Genomic DNA, 18,255 nt, shown 5'->3' with positions numbered 1-18,255 from the left:
TGTGCCGTGACTGACGAGACCATTCCCATCGACGCGGAGCGTGAGCCCAGGAGGGCACTCAACGTGACGGCGGACCTCGCCGCCTATCTCAGCGTCGTCCTGGCCGACACCGAATATCTCGCCTTCGGCAACCCGCAAGGCATCGGCGCGGACCGGATCCGGCTCGAAGATGTGTGGATCCCGCCGACGGTGACCGTATCCGAATTCGGGAAGGCACTTGCGCTGGCTCCTCCTTCGGAGCGTCGTGGCATCTCCGAACGCACTGTCATGCAGGTCGACGCCGCGTTGAACATGGTGACCTTCAGAAAGGCGGTCATTACGGCCCCGCCGGGTTTCGGGAAAAGCACCCTCTGCCGTCGGCTCGCCAATCTGTACGCCTACGAGGCCAACCTGCACCGCCACGGGTGGATTCCTGTCCACGTGCCGCTGTCGAGCGTGAACGATTCGGGCGTCTGGACCTCTCTGGAGGAATTGTTCGGCAGGCTCCGAGGCGCGCAGGGCCGCCCTGGAGTCGTCAATGTACTCACGGAAGCCAGCGCGGCGGGGCATCTGTGGTTCTTTCTCGATGGGCTGGACGAAGTAGACGCCGGTCTTATTCAGCCGCTGCGCACGTTTCTGAATGCCGCGATTCTTTCGACCCGCAACAGGGTTTTGATCACATGCAGGATCGATGACTATTTCGCCGAACGACCGCGGCGGTCCCTGAGGAACATGCCCGTACTGGAGATGGCCGGTTTCACCGAGGACCAACTCGACACCTATGTGGAGCAATGGCACAGCTCGGCCGTCGGAGGGCAGAGCACCTTGATCGCACAGAGGGTGTCGGCCACGCGAGAAGTACTGGACGCACACAGTGAGCTGAGAGAAGTGGCGGAAAGCCCGCTCCTCGCCGCCGTTCTTTGCATGGTCGATTCTCAGCCGTTGCGCGCGCAGTCGGGCAGGGCGGAAGTGCTCAGGCAGGCTGTCGACTACCTGCTCGTGGATCCGCGATGGCGGGGCGAGAGCGCGCGCCGGGTCCGGGACCGTCTGGACCCGGTTCTTCTCAAGGATCTGGTCGGCCGCCTGGCGTTTGACGCCCTCGACCGCTCGATCAGCGGACAGGACGGCAACCGGATCGAGTGGTCGACGCTTCGCCGGTACGTCGAGACCGGTCTGCCGGCCAGTTCGCATTACCTCAATGCGGCTGATCTCGCTCAGTACATCGACGCATATGTCGACCAGTTGGTGGGAACGTCGTCCGCCGGTCTCGTGCAAGAACGGCAGGCCGGAGTGTTCGAGTTCGCGCACCGAAGCTTTCAGGAGTACCTCGCGGCCCAGCATCTCATCAAGTTCGTGGACCGTTCATATCGGTGGGGCCTCGCTCTCCGTCCCGAGTGGAACGAAGTGTTCGCCTACGCCGCGAGCATCGCTCAGGCGTCGGGGGAAAACGTCACCGACATCTTCATGTTGTCGCGGGGTCTTCTCAGGCGCGCCCGGCGTTTCCTGACCGAGCACTCCGAGCAGGAGGCTCGATCCCTGGCCGCGATCGGGGCATGCCTCGCCGGCGACATGCTGGCGGAGATCGGCAGCGAAGCGGCCATCCGTTACGGGTTCAGCGCCGCCGTGACCGGACAGACGGAACCTGATCCTGATGACCCGGCGTTCACCGGGCTGTGGACCTTCTGCGCTCACACCCTCCTGGCCGTGGCCTCTCGATCCGACCTGATTCGCGACACGCGCATGAGGGCGCTTTGCGCCGTCAGCCGCGTGCGCGATTCCCGCTTCGTCGACGAATTGGGCCGCCTGCGTGATGACATGGGAAGTTTTGTTCGGATTCCCGGTGGTGACGGAAAGGTGGGGACCGACCGCCCCCTGGAAATGAGTGAGCGGAAGAGGCTCGCGTCGAGCCCGCCGCGGAACGTGAGCGTCGCACCGTTCGAGATCGCTCGTTTCCCGGTGACCAACGTCGAGTACCGGCGGTTCGTCGATGACGGCGGCTACGACGATCCTCAATGGTGGGTGGGGCACGACGCCGGCCGCTGGCAGCGGCAGGATCCTGAATTCATCGGCCGCCTCGTTCTTCTGTGGGACCAGCAGAAGGATCTGAACTTCGTCAAGGAGTTTGGAGAGGACGAGTTCGCTGCCTATGCACAGGATCAGCCCGAGCGCATCGCCCGGCGGATCATGCAACGCCGACATCCTCTGTACTGGCAGGACTCCCGATTCAATCTGCCCACGGCTCCGGTCGTAGGCGTCAACTTATGGGAAGCTCACGCCTATTGCCGGTGGCTCCAGGCACGGCTTCGCCAGTCCGGCAGGGTCGGACCTGCCGACGTCGTTTCTCTTCCCACCGAGATCGAATGGGAGTGGGCCGCCGGTGGATACGGCGCAGGCGAGCGACGCGACTATCCCTGGGGCGACGCCTTCGACGACACTAAATGTGTCGTCCGTGACTTCAGTAGTTCTTCTCCCGAACCCTGGATCGTCCATTTCGGTGCCATTCCCGTAGGTTTCTTCGGCGGCGGCGCGAACGACGGACCGCAGGACATGGGCGGCAACGTGTGGGAATGGGTCAGCAGTCTGTCACTGCCATGGAGTGATGACGGAGACCGTGAAATTGCCGACGGACTGAGCAAGCGGGTGGTGCGCGGCGGGTCGTGGTACAGCAGAGAGAGGCTGGCCACTCACGTTTCGTTCAGATTGGACGACCCGCCCTGCAACGCCTACTGGGATCTGGGCTTCCGCCTGGCCCTGCGTCGCCGCACGGCTCACGGATGACGGGCAGAGCGCAGCATGGCCGCGTCATTGAGAGTGAGCTGGTCGCGGATTCGGCGGACGAGCCGTTCCCACTGGGCGGTGAATCTCATCCGGTCCTCGAGGCCATGCCAGTAAGGAACCAGAGCCTCGTCGACGCGGGCTGCCGGCATCCACAGATGCAGGAGATGGTCGACTGCGGGAGCCAGTTTCGCCACCACCTCGGGCCCCGCTCTGCCGCCGATCCGCGCCCGTTCGACGATCAGGAGCAACGTCGTGAGCAGCCAGTCGTGCAGCGCGAGGTCTTCGCAGAGGTCGACGACGGCGGGGGTGAAGTCGCCCGAGTGGGCTATGCGGATGGTTCGGGTCTGATCGGCGTTCAGGGTGAACCGGATGGCCGGATCCCCGGGCTGCGCCACCCACCGGACCTTCGTACGGGCGACCTTGAACGGTGCCCGGCGGTCGAGGAGCGGGGATGACTGCACCACGTCCATGAAGCGGGCGCTGATGGAGCCGAGGTCGAGGCCGTTGGGCTGCGGATCCCCGATGAAGCCGTCGCCGAGGTCGGAAGACTTGGCCTTCCCCAGCACCTCGATCACCCCCGGACGGGCGAGATAGTGCGACCAGGCCAGGCGGCGGTCGGTCTCGGCGCGCTCCACCCGGGCGTAGGACGAGCCCTGGACGACACGTCCCCCCGTGATGGACGAATGGGACACCACGGTGCCGACGCCTCTGATCCGTGACCGCGACGCGGACGGCAACCGGCAGTCGACGCCCGTCAGCAGGTCGGGCGAAACGGCGTAGATCATCGGCCGGCGCGACAGGCGTACGGTCTCGCCCGACATCAGGTGCAGCACGTCACGGCACGCAGATTCGGGAATCTCCCCGGAGCTCTGCAGCAGTCCCGTGTGGACTTCCCCCATAACCAGCATCAGCTCGAAGGCTCCTAGGTGAAGACGTAGGAGATGCGATCCACGAGCTCGTCCTCGAGCTTGATGCCCTCGCCGCCGCTACGGGCCGCAACCTGCTCGAGGACGTCGCCGTCCACCGCCACCTGGCTCAAGATCGTGCGTACGGCCAGCTCGACGGGCAGGAAACGAGGGGAGAGGACGGACAGGGTGGTGTACGCGCTGAACGGCGCCGCTGCCGGATTCAGCTGGACGATGGCGGGGAGGGACTCCCAGTCTTCGGGAAAGGCGTCGTCGCGCGGGACCGGCCGTACGGGCAGCCGTCCCTCCCTCCGCAGCAGGCCGAGACGCAGGAGTTGCCAGACGGCGGCGAGGAAGGGGCACGACCATGTGCGTTTCCCGCCGTGCTCGTCCCACAACTCCACATCCACGAAGACGGAGTGCCCGCGCTTGGCGTTCTGCACAGGAGGGGCCCACCGCTGGGCTTTGCCCATCGCCTGGACGGATCCCACCTGCGGCGATCGCGAGCCGTTGCATAACCAGCCGGTCTCCTTGACCGGGGGCCGCGAGCCGTTGGTGTCCGGCGACGGGTCGTCGACCAGCCGGTCCTCGACCAGTTTGGCCAGCTCGACGCCGTCCGACACGGCGCAGGCCGACTCCCTCGCCAGGTAGTCGATGGTGAGGTCGCATTCCGCCGCGGCCTCGAGCACCATCGGGATCAGCTCGGCCGGCGTGCTGAAACGGCTGAAGTAGTCGTCGATGAGAAAGCACGTGCTCACCCGGGCTCTGCGTCCGGGCACGCGGTCCTGCCAGCTGGTCCGCACCGTGGCGGCCCACGGGGCGACCCGGCGGAACTGCTGGCGCAACCTCTCGGGACCGGCCTCGAAATCCTCCATGTAGAGGTGTCCGAGCTCGATGGACACGTGGGAGAGAGGGGCCGACGCCGTCCGGCGCTCCGCCGCGACCTCGCCGAACGTCGCGTCGACCGACGTCACAGGCCCTCCCACGCGGTGTCGTCAACGATCTTCTTGGCCAGTTCGTCGAAGGCCGACGCCGTCTCGGCATTGGCGATCTTGCTGGCGAGCACGTCTTCGTCGGAAATGATTTGCTCACGCCACTGGAGGATGGGGTCCAGCGGGATCTTGCCGAGCATGGCCGTACGGCCGACCTTGTGGCGGCCGGCCAGCTCCCGAAGCTCCTGGTCGCAGGCGAACAACCAGGCGCGCTGCTCGTCGCGCAACCCCACCAACTCGGCCGCGTCAGGCTCGAGCACTGCGGTGCGCACGAAGCGGATGCGGTCGCGAAGGGCCTCCGGATCGTGACCGAGTCTGGCGCCCGCGTCGAGCAGCCCGTCGTCTCCCCTGACCAGACCGTCGGCCGCGATGATGTGCTGCCGGGTCCAGCGGTGGAAGACCAGCCAGCGGAACGGTATCGAGGGCAGCCGGGCCGTGGCGTTCAGCACCAGTTCGGCTGTGTAGGAACGGCCCGCGCTCACGTCGACCATGCACAGGTCGAACTCCTCGTTCAGCCGGCTGAAGAGCTGGACGCACCTGCGGACCATGTCCTCGTTGCCTCCGGACAGTTCGCCGCCGCCCTCGCTGCCCGGCAGCAGCACGAGCCGCCCCGCTTCGGGCGGTCGGGTCCTGAGCCCCTCGCGGTCGGACTCGGACCAGACGTCCACCTGGTGCGGCTCCGCGCAGTCACCCCGGAGGTATTCGTGAAGCCCGTGCCGTCTCGTGCCCCGGGCCACCGCGCCGACGCTGAAGATCGCCCCGGCGGTGGGGGAGCCGAAGTCGAAGTCGAGATAGCAGACGTCGTTTCCCTGCAGGGCGTGGCGGTACACGATGTTGGTGCTGGTCACCGAGCGCCCGGTGCCGCCCTTGCCGGAGATGGCGAAGATCAGCATTCAGATCGTCTCCGTGGCGCTGTCCCTGGCGGTGGCGAGGCCCTCCAGGTCGAGGAGGGCGTTGATGACGAGCGCGTTGGCGGTGGCGGGCTTGGAGCTGATGATCGACCGGGCCCGGTTGAGGGTGGCCTGGATGCTGCGCAGCTTGGGCTGGATCGTCTGCCCCGCGGTGAGGGGCCGGGTGACGAGTTCCTGGTCCAGGAGGTGCTCGGCCTCGCCCAGCATCTGGTAGGCGAAGTCGACCAACTCCTCGCTCCGCAGCGGCGACTCCGTGCTCGCCGTGGCGGCCGAGACGAGGAACTCGACCACCCGCTCACTGAAGTACCACGACGGCTCGTCGTGGTGGGTCTCGAGATTGGGGAAGGCGTTGTCCGGTTGGTCCCACAGGCCGCGCCCCGCGCCGTCCTTGCTCCGGCGCAGCAGGATGTGCTGCCAGATGCCGTCGGCCAGGCGCAATAACCGCTCTCTGGTCTCGGTGTTCTGCGCGATGGAGGCGGCCCAGATCGTCCTCTTGAGCAAAGTGATCGCGAAGTCGGAGACGACCCAGATCATCTTCGGGCCGAGGGAGTCGCTGCCCTGCAGGTTGACGCTGACTCCGGGCGCATGGAGCTGGACCGGCGGATCGCCCGACACCGCTCTGCGGATGATCCTCGCCCGGATGGCGAGCTCCTCGAGCACGGCGGCCACCCGGCTCAGGTCGACGTCGCCTGCCCGGCTGTTGACGAGGCTCTGCACGACCATGGCGGTGACGCCGAGACTGTAGTAGTCCGACTCCTTCTCGTCGATCGTCCTCCAGGGGATGTCCTCCAGCGGCCACTGGCCCTTGCCGTACATGGCGACGGTGCGCCAGTAGAGCTGCGTGATCTCCCAGCGGCGCTGGAGCGCCGTGGACAGAGTGAGCTGGGCGTCGTTGAGCAGGCCGAGAACTCTGGTGCGGGTCGACCACAGGTCCTGGACGCCGACGAGGGCGTTGACGGTGAAGTACAGGAAGGGCTGGTCGGCGGCGATTCCCTTCGGCTGCGGGCCGACGTCCTCGCTCGTCTCGACGCGGGGGGCGTCTTTCACGATGCCCCACGTCCAGCCGCACTCGAACAACAGGTTCTCGTTGTCGAGGTCGACCTCGGCGCCGGATCCGATCGTCAGGTCACGCACGTTCGCGCGAATGGGGCGCAACTCGCGCCGCAGATCCTCGAGCACCCGGCGTTCGGGAGCGCCGGTCTGGTTGACCGTTCGCAGCAGGGCGCGACCCGCCGCCGAGCCGGGATCGAACACGTTGACCGTGAAGCTGCGCAGCAACCCCACCATGGCCGCGGACAGGCGCTTGCCGGCGAGCTCCTCGAGTCTGCGGATCTCCGCGCGGATGTCCTCACGGCGCACGCTCTGACGGAAGACCTTGAGGAAGCCCAATGCGCCGAGGGAGAGCGTGATGGACATTGAGAAGGAGTCCACCACGTCCAGTTGCTGCTGTTCCGGCGTGACCTGCGCGTCGTCCTCGCCGCTCTGGAAATAGCTGCCGCCGGAGAAGATGGGGCGTCCGTCGACACCGGTGTAGGCGGCGAGATATTCGCCGATCACCTTCAGCAGCAGGCGGGGGATCTCGACGCTGTCTCCGAATCTCTCCAGCGCCGCCAGCACGTCCTCGGCGGTCTCATCAGGGGTGTCGAGCCGAAAGCCCGGCAGTTCGGAGGCCGGATGCATAAAACACAGGAGTTGCTCGGCATCGGAAACAGAGTTGGAGCCGTCTCGGCCTCCCCACGTCCATGTCCCGTTGCGAACCGAGGCGCGGGCGGCTGCCCCCCAGACCTCCAGAAGTTGTTGCCGAGGTTGCAGCTTCACGCGCATGACCTCTCTCTTGACGGCTCATCCACCTACAGCCGAAACGCCCCTTTTGCGCCGTTGTAAATGTGATTCGCGTGGCATTCGCTGCGAACGCGTCGGCACCACAATGAAGCCGATTGGGCTATTTGTAAATGTGGTAGTTCACAGCGTTATCGCGTCCCGAGGCTGATATTCCTGGGCCATGGCCGAGAAGCCTCCCGCGGCCGCTCCAAGGTTGGCGGGACGGGTCAACATTCGCTGTGCGTGATGGGGAGGCGCAGCACGAAGCGGGCGCCGAGCGTGCTGTCCTCGATCGTCAGCGTGCCGCCGTGACTCTCGGCGATCTGCCGGGCGATAGACAGGCCGAGCCCGGTGCCGCCCGCGTCCTTGTTGCGCGCGGCGTCGAGACGGGTGAAACGCTCGAACACCACCTCGCGCTGGCTCGCGCGAATGCCCGCCCCGTCGTCGACGACCTCCAGTGCGCCACAGCCGTCGACGCGGTACACCTTGACGATCATCATCGAGGTGGCGTGGCGCTCGCCGTTGTCCAGCAGGTTGTTCAGCAGACGGGCCAGGCGGAGCCGGTCGCCGGTGACGAGCACGCCGGGGTCGAGTTCCCTGACAACGTCGACCTTGCGTTGGCGGCGGTCCAGCTCACAGGCGGCCAGGTCGGCCAGGTCGACGGCGACCAGCTTCGGCGCCGCCCCCGCGTCCAACCTGGCTATCTGAAGCAGGTCGGTGACGAGGGCCTGCAGGCGGTCGAGGCTCTCGAGCAGGGCGTCGCCGGTCTTTGGCCAGTCGGCCGCCTCCGGGTGGAGCAGGGCTTCCTCGATCTCGGTGCGCATGGCCGTAAGAGGGCTGCGCAGGTCGTGGGACGCGTCGGAGGCGAACCGCCGCTGCTGCTCCACGGCGAGCTCGGCCCGGTCGAGCGTCTGGTTGGCCGTCTCGGCGAGCCGTCTGATCTCGTCGTCGAATTTGGGGACAGGCACCCGCTGGCCGAGGTCCGTCGTGGTGATCACGGCGAGTTTGTCGGCGATCGCATCCACTGGAGCGAGTGCCTTCCCCACGGTCTGGTACGTGCCGAACGCCGTGAGGAGGATCAGCAACAGTGAACTTCCGATGAGTGCCGAGAACAACTGGCGGTTGACGTACCACGGCACTTGGGCGTCGGTGGCATAGACCAGCCACTGCCCGTCCGGCTGCGGCACGCGCAGAGCGACCACGATCATGCATCGCTCCGGGAACGCCGATGAGCGGCAGAGCACCTTGTGGTCCTGCGCGCTCGCCTCGTTCGGGCGGAAGGCGGCAATGCGAGGACGGCCGACCAGCTCGGAACTGGTCGACACGATCTGGCCCCGGGGGTTCACCACCTGAACCCCGGAGATGTCCTCGTCGAGGATGACCGGCGGGAGCCGTTCGCGTCTCACGAGATAGCTGACGCGGACGGCTGAGGCGACGATCTCCTCGGTTTTGTATTTCTCGGCGGTGCCGCGCACGGCCACAAGGACGAAGACGGTCGCTGCTGTGCAAAGGAGCACCATCACGATGCTCGCGATCACCGTCAGGCGCGCCCTAACCGACCAACTGTGCCACAAGCTCACCTGATCCCCCCGTGATCAGATGACTACACTAGGTCAATTTGCCCTCGCAAATGGAGATTTGATATCAAAATCGGACAAATCACCCACAGTTTAACCGACCAGCCACTGTGTCGACGCCGTCACCTTGGCCAGGACGCCCGGATCGGGCTCGACCCCGATGCCAGGGCCGGTGGGAACGTCGAGATGGCCGTCGCGCAACTCGAAGGGCTTTGTGATGTCCTGGGCGAAATAGCGCCGGGACGCCGACGTGTCGCCGGGGAGGGTGAAGCCCGGCAACGCCGCGAGGGCGACGTTGGCCGCCCTGCCGATTCCGGTCTCCAGCATGCCGCCGCACCACACGGCGATCCCGTGGGCCCGGCACAGGTCGTGGATCCGCCGGGCCTCCAGGTAACCGCCGACCCGGCCCGGCTTGATGTTGACCACCGAGCACGACTTGAGGGAGATGGCGGCGGCGGCGTGCGCCGCGGAGTGGATCGACTCGTCCAGGCAGACCGGCGTCTTCAGCCGCCTGGCCAGCTCCGCGTGCTGAACCAGGTCGTCGTCGCCGAGCGGCTGCTCGATCAGCAGCAGGCCGAACGCGTCGAGCCGGGCCAGATGCGCCGCATCGGTCAGCGTGTAGGCGGCGTTGGCGTCCACCTGGAGCAACACGTCGCCGAACCGCTCCCTGACGGCGCGGACCGGCTCGATGTCCCAGCCCGGCTCGATCTTGAGCTTGATCCGGACGTATCCCTCGGCGATGTAGCTGCCGACGGCGTCGAGCAATGCGGGGATCGAGTCCATGATCCCCACGGATACGCCGCAGGGCACCGCGTCCCGCGTCGCGCCGAGGAAACGCGCGAACGACTCGCCCGAGGCCCGCAGCTGGGCGTCCAGCACCGCGGTCTCCAGGGCGGCCTTGGCCATCCGGTGGCCCTTCAAGGGCTCCAGCGCCCGCTCGACGGCGTATGCGTCCACGTGCGGCAGCGCCGTCACCGCCGGGACCATGAACCGGCGCAGCACGTCGGCGGCGCCGTCGACGTATTCCGGCGAGTAGAGGGGCGCCTCCTGCGCGACGCACTCGGCCCAGCCCTCGGCCTCGGGCGTCACCACCCGCACGAGGAGTACGTCGCGGGTGTGCTCCGTGCCGAAGGACGTGCGGAACGGGGAGACCAGCGGCATCGAGATCCGCCGCAGCTCCACCCCTGTGATCTTCATGTGCGCTCCACCACGTAGCAACCTTCGGCGAATCCCGTCACACGGGCGCCCTGTGTCATCATCGTGCCCAGCACGTCCCGTACGGCATAACGCCAGGCCCTGGCGAGGCCCGCGTCGCGCCGGCGCAGGGACTCGATGTCGGCCGGGATCGCGACCAGCACGACCCGAGCGTCCGTCGCGCCGACCCGAGGCCGTCCCTCGTGCTCCGCCACGCCGACGACCGCGTCCGGCGGGATCGGCGGCACGTACGGCCGGCCTGCGCAGGCCTCGGCGACCAGCGGCTCGTCCAGCCGCCAGACGGCGAGCACCCGGTCGGACTCGTCGCCGGCGTTGAGGAGGTCGGCCATCGAACCGTAGAAGTCCCGCAGGTACTCCTCCGGGCGGGCCCCGAGTTTGGCCAGGTTGAAGTAGGCGTTGCGCCGTACGAGGGGGTCGCAGGTCCACGTGACCACGTCGATGCCCCGGGCGAGTGCCCACGCGCGCTGGTGCAGCTTGAGGGCGAATCCCGCGCCGCGCCTGACCGTTCCCGTGACGTGGGAGTGCAGGACCCGGCCGGGGGGAGCGGCGAAGAAGGCGGCCGAGGCGCCCACGAGGGTCGCGCCGTCGAAGGCCCCGGCGAGGTAGTTGCCCGCGTGCGACATCGCCCGCATCAGGTCGGGGGTGAGGGCGGGATTGGAGGGGTCGGGATGCCAGATGTCGTCGAACAGCTTCACCACCTGCTTGAAGGCGGAGAAGTCCGCCAGTTCGCGGATCCGCACCCCGCTCCTGATCGCCGCGTCTGAGGCCTGCCGAGCCGGTCCAGGCCCTTCGGTCGCGAGGTCAGGGCCCGGCACGTGGCCGGTTCCATGAGGAGCCCCGCCGCCGGACGGGAAGGCGGTGCCGTTCGCGTCCCCCGGCGCGGACCCGGTCATCGGGACCCTCCGTCCAGCACGTGTGAGGTGAGCGCCGCGACCAGCCTGGCCCTGGCCGGCATCTCCTCGACGATGACGTGCTCACCGGCGGCGTGGGCTCCGCCGCCGACGGCGCCGAGGCCGTCGAGGGTGGGGCAGCCGACGCCCGCGGTGAAGTTGCCGTCGGAGCCGCCGCCCACGGACACGCCGTCCAGCGGGCGCATCCCGAGATCGCCGGCGATCCGCCCGGCGATCTCGAAGAGCCCGGCCGAGGCGGACGGGTCGAGCGGCGGGCGGTTCGGTCCGCCCCTCAGCTCCAGACGTGCGCCGGGCGTGTGCGGGGTCAGTTCGTGCATCAGCTCGTCCACCCGCCGCTGGGCGGTGGCGTCTGGCACCCTGACGTCAATGGCGACCCGGCCGGCCGCGGGAACCGTGTTCGTGCTGGTCCCGGCCGACATCAATGTCGGCGTCACCGACACCAGCCCGGCACGCGAGGACGATTCGACCTTCTCGGCGATCTGGGTGACGGCGATGATCTGGTGGGCCAGTTCGACTCCGGCGTTGACCCCGAGCTCGGGTTCGAGGCCCGCATGGGCGGCTTTGCCGTACACGAGGAGTTCGTAGCGGGAAATGCCCTTGCGTGCGGTCTTGAGCGCGCCGCCGTCGGCGCTGGCCTCCAGCACGAGCGTCGCCTCGCAGCTCGCGGCGCTCGCCTCGATCAACGGCCGGGAGGTGGGGGACCCGAGCTCCTCGTCGCCCACGATCAGTACGGTGACACCGGCGGGGGAGGGCAGCGACGCCACCGCGTGGAACATCTGCACCAGGCCGGCCTTCATGTCGAAGACACCGGGCCCCCGCGCGACGCCGTCGACGACCGACCACGGGTGTTGCCGCAGCGAGCCGATCGGCCAGACGGTGTCGTGGTGGCCCAGAAGCAGCACCTTCGGCGTGCCGAACGACCAGCGCAGGTGCGTGACTCCGCCGATCACGGCAGTCTCCGGCTCGGCTCCGAGCAGCCGGCGCCCCTGCGCGGCGACGACCCGGGCGCTGCGTGCCACGGCCTCGTGGTCGCTGGAGAACGACTCGCAGACCACGAGCTCCTCGAGGTCGGCCAGCATGGCGTCCAGGCTCACGGGCGGCCTTGCCCCAGTCCGGCGCGGAACAGCCGCATCACGTTGCCGCCGAGGATCTTGACGATCTCCTCTTCGGAGAAACCGTGCTTGAGCAGCCCTTCGGTCACCAGCGGCAGCCCCCGGGGCCCTTCGAGTCCGGGGATGGCCGCCATGGCGTCGATCTCGCTGTAGCTGAAGCCTTCGCAGCAGGGCGGGGTCAGGTCGAGGTGGACTTCCCGCATGAAGTCGGGCCCGAGGCCGACGTGGTCGATGCCGGCGACTCCCACGATGTGCTCGATGTGGTCGACCAGATGGTCGACCGTGGCGGTGCGGGCATCCAGGGTCAGGAAGGCCGCGAGGAAGTTCACGCAGATCACGCCGCCGTTCGCGGCGACGGCCCGGAGTTGGTCGTCGGTGAGGTTGCGGTGGTGGTCACGCAGCGCACGCGCGGAGGAATGGGTCGCGATGACGGGGCGCGTGGCGAGCTCCAGGACGTGCGCGACGCCCGACGCGCCGAGATGCGAGACGTCGAAGATCATGCCGAGCCGCTCCATCTCCTGGAGGGCCTCGACGCCGTGGCTCGTCAGCTTCGACTCAGTGCCGTCCTGGCCGCTGCCGTCCGCGAGCGGGGTGCGTCCCCAGTGGGCGATCGAGGCCACCCGGACCCCGAGCCGGTGAACGGTGGGAATGAGCTCGACGCTCTCGTCGATGCCGGGCATGCTCTCCATGGCGAGCACCAGGGCGATTCTGCCGCTCGCCAGCGCCTCGTCGATCTCCTCGGCGTCGCGGCAGAGCCGTACGGTCTCGGGGTTCTCCTCGGCCAGGACATGCGCGCACTCGATCATGCGCAGCGTCTGGCGCAGCGCACCTTCGGGGCGGAAGCCGCTGTCGATGAACACCGGGAGCACCTGGACGTCGACCCCGCCCTCGACGAGCTGGGGCAACCACTGCTCGCGGAAGAACGAGCCCCATTTGCGCGGGGGCCGGGCCGACACGGCCATCAGCAGATCGTTGTGGGTGTCGGCGACGATCGCGTCCCTGTGCAAGTCGTGCTGGTCAAGGGCCACGTGGATCCTCCTCGGCAGCGTGTTGTTCAAAGGGACGTTACCTCTCTTTTCTGGGATCCTCCCGTTCTCGATAGTCTGCGCGGATGCCACCTAGCTCTCTCGCCGAGATCATCGCCGAGATGGAAGCCCAGTACGACCCCGCCTGGGCGGAGCCCTGGGACGCGGTGGGCCTCGTCTGCGGCGACCCCGCCCTGCCCGTACGGAAGGTCCTCTTCGCGGTCGACCCGGTCGCGGTGGTGGTCGACGAAGCCCTCGAGTGGGGCGCCGACCTGGTCGTCACCCACCACCCGCTCTATCTGCGCGGCACGACGACGGTCGCGGCGAGCACGTTCAAGGGGCGCGTGATCCACCGGCTGATCAGGAACGACGTCGCCCTCTACACGGCGCACACCAACGCCGACGTCGCCAGCCCGGGGGTGTCGGACGCGCTCGCCCGCGCAGTCGGCCTCTCTCCTGATCTGCGGCCCCTGCAGCCGTCCGCCGACGACCCGCGCCGCGGCCTCGGCCGCATCGGGACGCTTCCCTCACCCATGGCGCTGCGGGAGTTCGCCGCCCGGGCCGCCTCGGGTCTCCCTCCGACGTCGCTGAAGGTCGCCGGCGATCCGGAGCGTACGGTGGAGACCGTCGCCGTGAGCGGAGGAGCCGGAGACTCTTTGCTCGGAGCGGCGCGTGCCGCCGGAGTCGACGTGTTTTTGACGGCGGACCTGCGCCACCACCCCGCCAGCGAGTTCATGGAGGCGGGAGGCGGTCCGGCCCTGGTCGACGCGTCCCACTGGGCGACCGAATGGCCCTGGCTGGCCGAGGCGGCCGAACGTCTGACGTCGGCGATGGCGGCCAAGGGCATTACTGTTGAGGCGCGTATCTCCGATGTCGTCACCGACGTGTGGACGACCACAGACCTGGATTGAGGATGGGGATGAAGGCCGCACCCGAAGCACAGAAGCGTCTGCTCGATCTGGCGGAGCTGGATGCGGGGCTCGACCGTCTGAGGCATCGCCGGCGCACCTTGCCGGAGCTCGGCGAGATCGAAGAGATCTCCAAGCGCCTCGCCCAGTTCGCGACGCAGGTGATCGCGGCGGAGACCGAGGCGGGCGACCTGGCGAGGGAGCAGTCCAAGGCCGAGTCCGACGTGGACGCGGTGCGCACCCGAGCCGAGCGCGACCAGAAGCGGCTCGACTCCGGCCAGGTGTCGTCTCCCCGGGACCTGGCGAGCCTCCAGTCGGAGATCGCCTCACTGCGGCGGCGCCAGGAAGACCTCGAAGAGGTCGTGCTCGAAATCATGGAGCGGCGCGAGACCGCGGATGCCCAGGTGACCACCCTCAGCTCCGAGCGCGACAAGGCGAGCGCCTCCCTGGCCGCCGCGGGCGACCGCCGTGACGGGGCCTTCGCCGAGCTCGACAAGGAAACCGCCGAGATCCAGGGCAAGCGGGCCGCGATGGTCGGCGACGTCCCGGCCGACCTGCTCGCCCTCTACGAGAAGCTGCGCGACCAGTCCGGCGTCGGAGCCGCCATGCTGCACGGCGGGCGATGCCTCGGCTGCCGCACGAGCCTGTCGATCGCCGACCTCAACCGCATCCGCTCCTCTGCCCCCGACGAGGTCGTCAGGTGCGAGGAATGCCGCCGGATCCTGGTCCGCACCGCCGAGTCGGGGCTGTGAGCGGCACCGGCGTGCGGTTCGTCGTCGAGGCCGACGGGGGCTCGCGCGGCAACCCCGGCCCCGCCGGATATGGCGCCGTGGTGAAGGACCCCGACGGGCAGGTCCGCGCCGAGGCCGCCGAGTCGATCGGCGTCGCGACCAATAACGTCGCCGAATATCGCGGGCTGATCGCGGGTCTTCAGGCGCTGCTCGCCCTGGGCGCGGAAGGCGAGCGGATCGAGGTCCGAATGGACTCCAAGCTGGTCATCGAACAGATGGCCGGCCGATGGAAGGTCAAGCACGAGGGCCTGCGTCCGCTGGCCTTGGAGGCGGCGGCGCTCGCCCGGCAATTCACGGTCGCGTGGTCGTGGATCCCGCGGGAGCGCAACACCCACGCCGACCGCCTCGCCAACGAAGCCATGGACGCCGCCGCCCGCGGAGAGAAATGGCAGGCCAAGACCCTTTCCGCCGCCACCACGACCTCCTCGGGTTCCACGACCGTGACGACCCGGCTCGATTCGCCGGACTCGGTCTCATCGACCGCCGGGACGTCTCGGGAGGGCACCGGGTGGATGCCCCGGCCGACCCGCTCGGCGACCTCGCTGATCATGCTGCGCCACGGCGAGACGCCGCTGTCGGCGGAAAAGCGGTTCTCCGGCCTCGGCGACCCCGCGCTCACCGCCGGCGGCCTGGCTCAGGCGCAGGCCGCCGCCGTACGGCTCTCGCGCGCGCCGTACGCGGTCGATGTGATCGTCAGCTCTCCGCTCGCCCGGGCGCGGCAGACCGCCGAGGCTCTCGCCGGCCGTACCGGCGTCACCGTGGTGGTGGAGGACGACCTCCGCGAGACCGACTTCGGCGCGTGGGAGGGCCACACGTTCGCCGAGATCCAGGAGTCGTGGCCGGGCGAGCTCGCGGCCTGGCTGGCGGACCCGGAGACCGCCCCGCCGGGCGGGGAGAGCTTTGCGGCGGTGGCCCGCAGAGTCGAACGGGCCCAGGCCCGAATCGTCGAGAAGCACCAGGGCAAGACCGTGCTCGTGGTGTCGCACGTGACGCCGATCAAGATGCTCGTGCGGTCGGCCCTGCAAGCACCCATCGAGGCGGTCTATCGCATGCATCTCGACCTGGCGTGCCTCTCGGTGATCGACTACTACGCTGACGGCCCCGCGGTGCTGAGGGCGTTCAACGACACCGCACATCTACAGGTGTGACTTCTGTGGCAGAGGTGAACCGGCCGACACGCTAGGCTGGAAGCGGATGAGTCGGCCGGGCGGCCGCGTCAGGGCTTTCGGCCCTGCCGAGGAAGGTCCGGGCTCCACAGGGCAGGGTGGTCGGTAACGCCGACCCGGGGTGACCCGCGGGACAGTGCCACAGAGAGCAGACCGCCCCTTCGGGGGTAAGGGTGAAACGGTGGTGTAAGAGACCACCAGCGCCCACGGTGACGTGGGCGGCTAGGTAAACCCCACCCGGAGCAAGGTCAAGAAGGGGCGCTTCGCAAGAGGCGTTCCGCGCGCGACGTTTGAGGGCGGCTCGCCCGAGCCGCGCGGGTAGACCGCTTGAGGCCGCCGGCAACGGCGGTCCTAGATGGATGGCCGCCGATCAGCTCCGGCTGATCACAGAACCCGGCCTACAGGCCGACTCGTCCGCTATCACTCACCTGACCTGCGGCTATGCGGCTACAAGGTGCTGCTGTTCCGCCAGCGTGGCGGCGATCATGGCTTCGACCGCGCCCCGACCGAGATCTTCGTCGTCGGGGAACAGGTGCCCGTAAGTGTCCATCGTCTCGGCGATCGTGGCGTGCCCAAGGCGCGTTTGAATCACCTTCGGGTTCAGATTCGCCCGATTGATCTACACCTGCCACGAAGTAGAAGGCGCGCCCAATGAGCGGATCTTCTACGAGCTGTACCGCGACCGCGCCGCGTTCGAAGAGCACGAGGAGCAAGACCACGTTCGACACTTCCTGACCGCTCGCGAGTCCCTGCTCCAAGACGTCAGCGTGGACTTCCTGGCACTCATCGACGGCAAGCAGAACGGAGCGATCACCACTGATGCCTGACGCGCAACTCATCGGTGAGCGCATCGCGTACCACCGCAAGCGACTTGGCCGGTCTCAAGTCGAGTTCGCCGGCCTCGTGGGCCGGTCCGAGAGCTGGGTGTCTCAGGTCGAACGTGGAGTACGCCCGGTTGATCGGCTCTCGGTCATCCAGAAACTTGCCGACGTCCTCAGCGTCTCGGTGGCGGAGATCCGTGGAACCCGAATGCGGCCGACGCGAGCGGTCCACCAAACCACCCAGACCCGACTCGCGATACCGCGACACACAGCCCGACAACGTCTGCCGAGCCACCCCCACCTCCCGGGCGACCTCGGTCACCGACGCACCAGCCAAAACCGCCAGCACAGCCCGATACCGCTGCTCGACAACGGACATATCCACCAGGGCCAATCCCGGCCTCCTGACGCGCGACGCCCGCAAACGACGCACGACAGACTGGCCGACAAACGGCACCTGTCACCGATGTCTTGGGACTGAGGTGTCAAGCATGTCCCGGGACAGGACAAGCCTTTAGCTGAACCCCTCTGTGAGAACTTTCTGTACGTCTTCAAGGCGGCCCTAACCGGACCGCACGCGCCGCCGTCACGGCGCACGCCGCCGCCTCCCGCTGACGCTCCCGGCGGACAGCGCGCAAACAACGCCGGACGGCTGGCGCGGACGAGGGGATGGGCCGCCAGGCGACAGTACAAGTCCGCTCACAGTGCGTCGGGCTGAGCTGGAAGTGCCCGTCAGGTGCCGGCCGCGCGTGGTGGTGCCTCCGGCGGGGGCTCTCCGGCTCCGGGATGGCGTTCGAACAGGTGTGCGGGTTGTGGAGTGGCTGGGGTTGGTGGCCATCCCGCCCGCCATCGACCCAGGCAAGCCCAGCAGACCGCATCCTCCGCCGCAAGCCCGGCTGTGACCGTTGGCGTCCCATCACCGTGGAAGGTGCACAGGCGGAGGGACACGTCAAGCCGAGCTTGCACCTCCGTCGCCGGCCCGCTGCCGCTCCGCGGTTGGGTCGACGGCAGACGGGATGGCAAAGACCGGTGGTTAGTTGCGGTAACCGAACCCCGTCCGTTTGCTGGTTCTTCGTGCCGCGGAGCGGGTCTCCAACGCAAGGCTAGGCTCCAGCTGACAGGGCGTGGTTGAGGAGGCGAATGTGGCTGGGGTTGCTCGAAAGCCAAGATGGTCGCGTCGGCGCTTGGGCATGCGCGTGTTAGCCGTTGTCGTGCTGGCTGCAGCTCTCACTTGGACGATCAACACCATCAGAGGGCGGGAGGTGCGTACTTCCACTGTCACTTCGCGTACTGCTGTCGTCGGCTCCTGGAAGGAGCAAGAGGATGCTGGGCGGATCGAGTTC

Annotated in this window: 14 protein-coding genes, 1 other RNA gene and 2 pseudogenes; 7 read left to right on the top strand and 10 right to left on the bottom strand. The window is 68.1% G+C overall.

Annotated elements, in window-relative coordinates:
- Positions 1–6: 6 nt before the first annotated feature.
- Positions 7–2,757, top strand: coding sequence for an NACHT domain-containing protein (locus Pth03_RS37220; protein WP_203949194.1), 2,751 nt, complete (start codon positions 7–9; stop codon positions 2,755–2,757).
- Here the strand turns inward: Pth03_RS37220 and Pth03_RS37215 are convergent.
- From Pth03_RS37215 to Pth03_RS37175, 9 genes are all read right to left on the bottom strand, one after another.
- Entirely contained in the window at positions 2,748–3,665 is a 918-nt protein-coding gene (locus Pth03_RS37215) for an SCO2521 family protein (RefSeq protein ID WP_203949193.1), read from the bottom strand. The two genes, Pth03_RS37220 and Pth03_RS37215, sit on opposite strands and share 10 nt — an antisense overlap.
- A 14-nt stretch (positions 3,666–3,679) precedes the next feature.
- A complete protein-coding gene (locus tag Pth03_RS37210; RefSeq protein ID WP_203949192.1) occupies positions 3,680–4,636 on the bottom strand; it encodes an SCO2522 family protein in 957 nt (318 codons plus the stop codon).
- A complete protein-coding gene (locus tag Pth03_RS37205) occupies positions 4,633–5,547 on the bottom strand; it encodes an SCO2523 family variant P-loop protein (RefSeq protein WP_203949191.1) in 915 nt (304 codons plus the stop codon). Before Pth03_RS37205 ends, Pth03_RS37210 begins: the two co-directional genes overlap by 4 nt.
- Entirely contained in the window at positions 5,548–7,389 is a 1,842-nt protein-coding gene (locus Pth03_RS37200; RefSeq protein ID WP_239119668.1) for an SCO2524 family protein, read from the bottom strand.
- A 224-nt stretch (positions 7,390–7,613) separates the two neighbouring features.
- Entirely contained in the window at positions 7,614–8,924 is a 1,311-nt protein-coding gene (locus Pth03_RS37195) for a HAMP domain-containing sensor histidine kinase (RefSeq protein WP_239119667.1), read from the bottom strand.
- Positions 8,925–9,056: 132 nt separating this feature from the next.
- Positions 9,057–10,160, bottom strand: a complete 1,104-nt coding sequence (menC, locus tag Pth03_RS37190; protein WP_203949189.1) for an o-succinylbenzoate synthase — start codon at positions 10,158–10,160, stop codon at positions 9,057–9,059.
- A complete protein-coding gene (locus Pth03_RS37185) occupies positions 10,157–11,071 on the bottom strand; it encodes a GNAT family N-acetyltransferase (protein ID WP_239119666.1) in 915 nt (304 codons plus the stop codon). The genes menC and Pth03_RS37185 overlap by 4 nt, the downstream gene beginning before the upstream one ends.
- Positions 11,068–12,183 (bottom strand): M20/M25/M40 family metallo-hydrolase, encoded by a 1,116-nt coding sequence (locus Pth03_RS37180; protein ID WP_203949188.1) that lies wholly within the window; start codon positions 12,181–12,183, stop codon positions 11,068–11,070. The genes Pth03_RS37185 and Pth03_RS37180 overlap by 4 nt, the downstream gene beginning before the upstream one ends.
- Positions 12,180–13,229 (bottom strand): dipeptidase, encoded by a 1,050-nt coding sequence (locus Pth03_RS37175; protein ID WP_239119665.1) that lies wholly within the window; start codon positions 13,227–13,229, stop codon positions 12,180–12,182. The genes Pth03_RS37180 and Pth03_RS37175 overlap by 4 nt, the downstream gene beginning before the upstream one ends.
- Positions 13,230–13,312: 83 nt before the next feature.
- On the opposite strand from Pth03_RS37175, the gene Pth03_RS37170 reads away from it, so the two are divergent.
- The 6 genes and pseudogenes from Pth03_RS37170 to Pth03_RS37145 form a co-directional block, all read left to right on the top strand.
- Complete coding sequence (locus Pth03_RS37170; RefSeq protein WP_203949187.1) at positions 13,313–14,137, top strand: Nif3-like dinuclear metal center hexameric protein; 825 nt, start codon at positions 13,313–13,315, stop codon at positions 14,135–14,137.
- A gap of 8 nt (positions 14,138–14,145) precedes the next feature.
- Complete coding sequence (locus tag Pth03_RS37165; protein WP_203949186.1) at positions 14,146–14,886, top strand: zinc ribbon domain-containing protein; 741 nt, start codon at positions 14,146–14,148, stop codon at positions 14,884–14,886.
- A complete protein-coding gene (locus Pth03_RS37160; protein WP_373318668.1) occupies positions 14,883–16,073 on the top strand; it encodes a bifunctional RNase H/acid phosphatase in 1,191 nt (396 codons plus the stop codon). The genes Pth03_RS37165 and Pth03_RS37160 overlap by 4 nt, the downstream gene beginning before the upstream one ends.
- A 47-nt stretch (positions 16,074–16,120) precedes the next feature.
- An RNA gene (gene rnpB / locus Pth03_RS37155) (RNase P RNA component class A) lies at positions 16,121–16,508 on the top strand.
- Between the two features lie 197 nt (positions 16,509–16,705).
- Positions 16,706–16,918 carry a putative quinol monooxygenase gene (locus Pth03_RS37150; protein ID WP_203949184.1) on the top strand — a complete coding sequence of 71 codons (213 nt, stop codon included), beginning with the start codon at positions 16,706–16,708 and terminating at the stop codon, positions 16,916–16,918.
- Positions 16,911–17,048 (top strand): annotated as a pseudogene (locus Pth03_RS37145) (helix-turn-helix domain-containing protein); the annotation flags it as partial. The gene Pth03_RS37150 and the pseudogene Pth03_RS37145, both read left to right, overlap by 8 nt.
- Positions 17,049–17,123: 75 nt before the next feature.
- Here the strand turns inward: Pth03_RS37145 and Pth03_RS41835 are convergent.
- Positions 17,124–17,291: pseudogene (locus Pth03_RS41835) on the bottom strand (helix-turn-helix domain-containing protein); the annotation flags it as partial.
- Between the last annotated feature and the right edge of the window lie 964 nt (positions 17,292–18,255).

The sequence above is a fragment of the Planotetraspora thailandica genome (assembly GCF_016863335.1).
In the GTDB taxonomy this organism is placed as follows: domain Bacteria; phylum Actinomycetota; class Actinomycetes; order Streptosporangiales; family Streptosporangiaceae; genus Planotetraspora; species Planotetraspora thailandica.
This window is presented reverse-complemented; position numbering and strand designations above follow the sequence as displayed.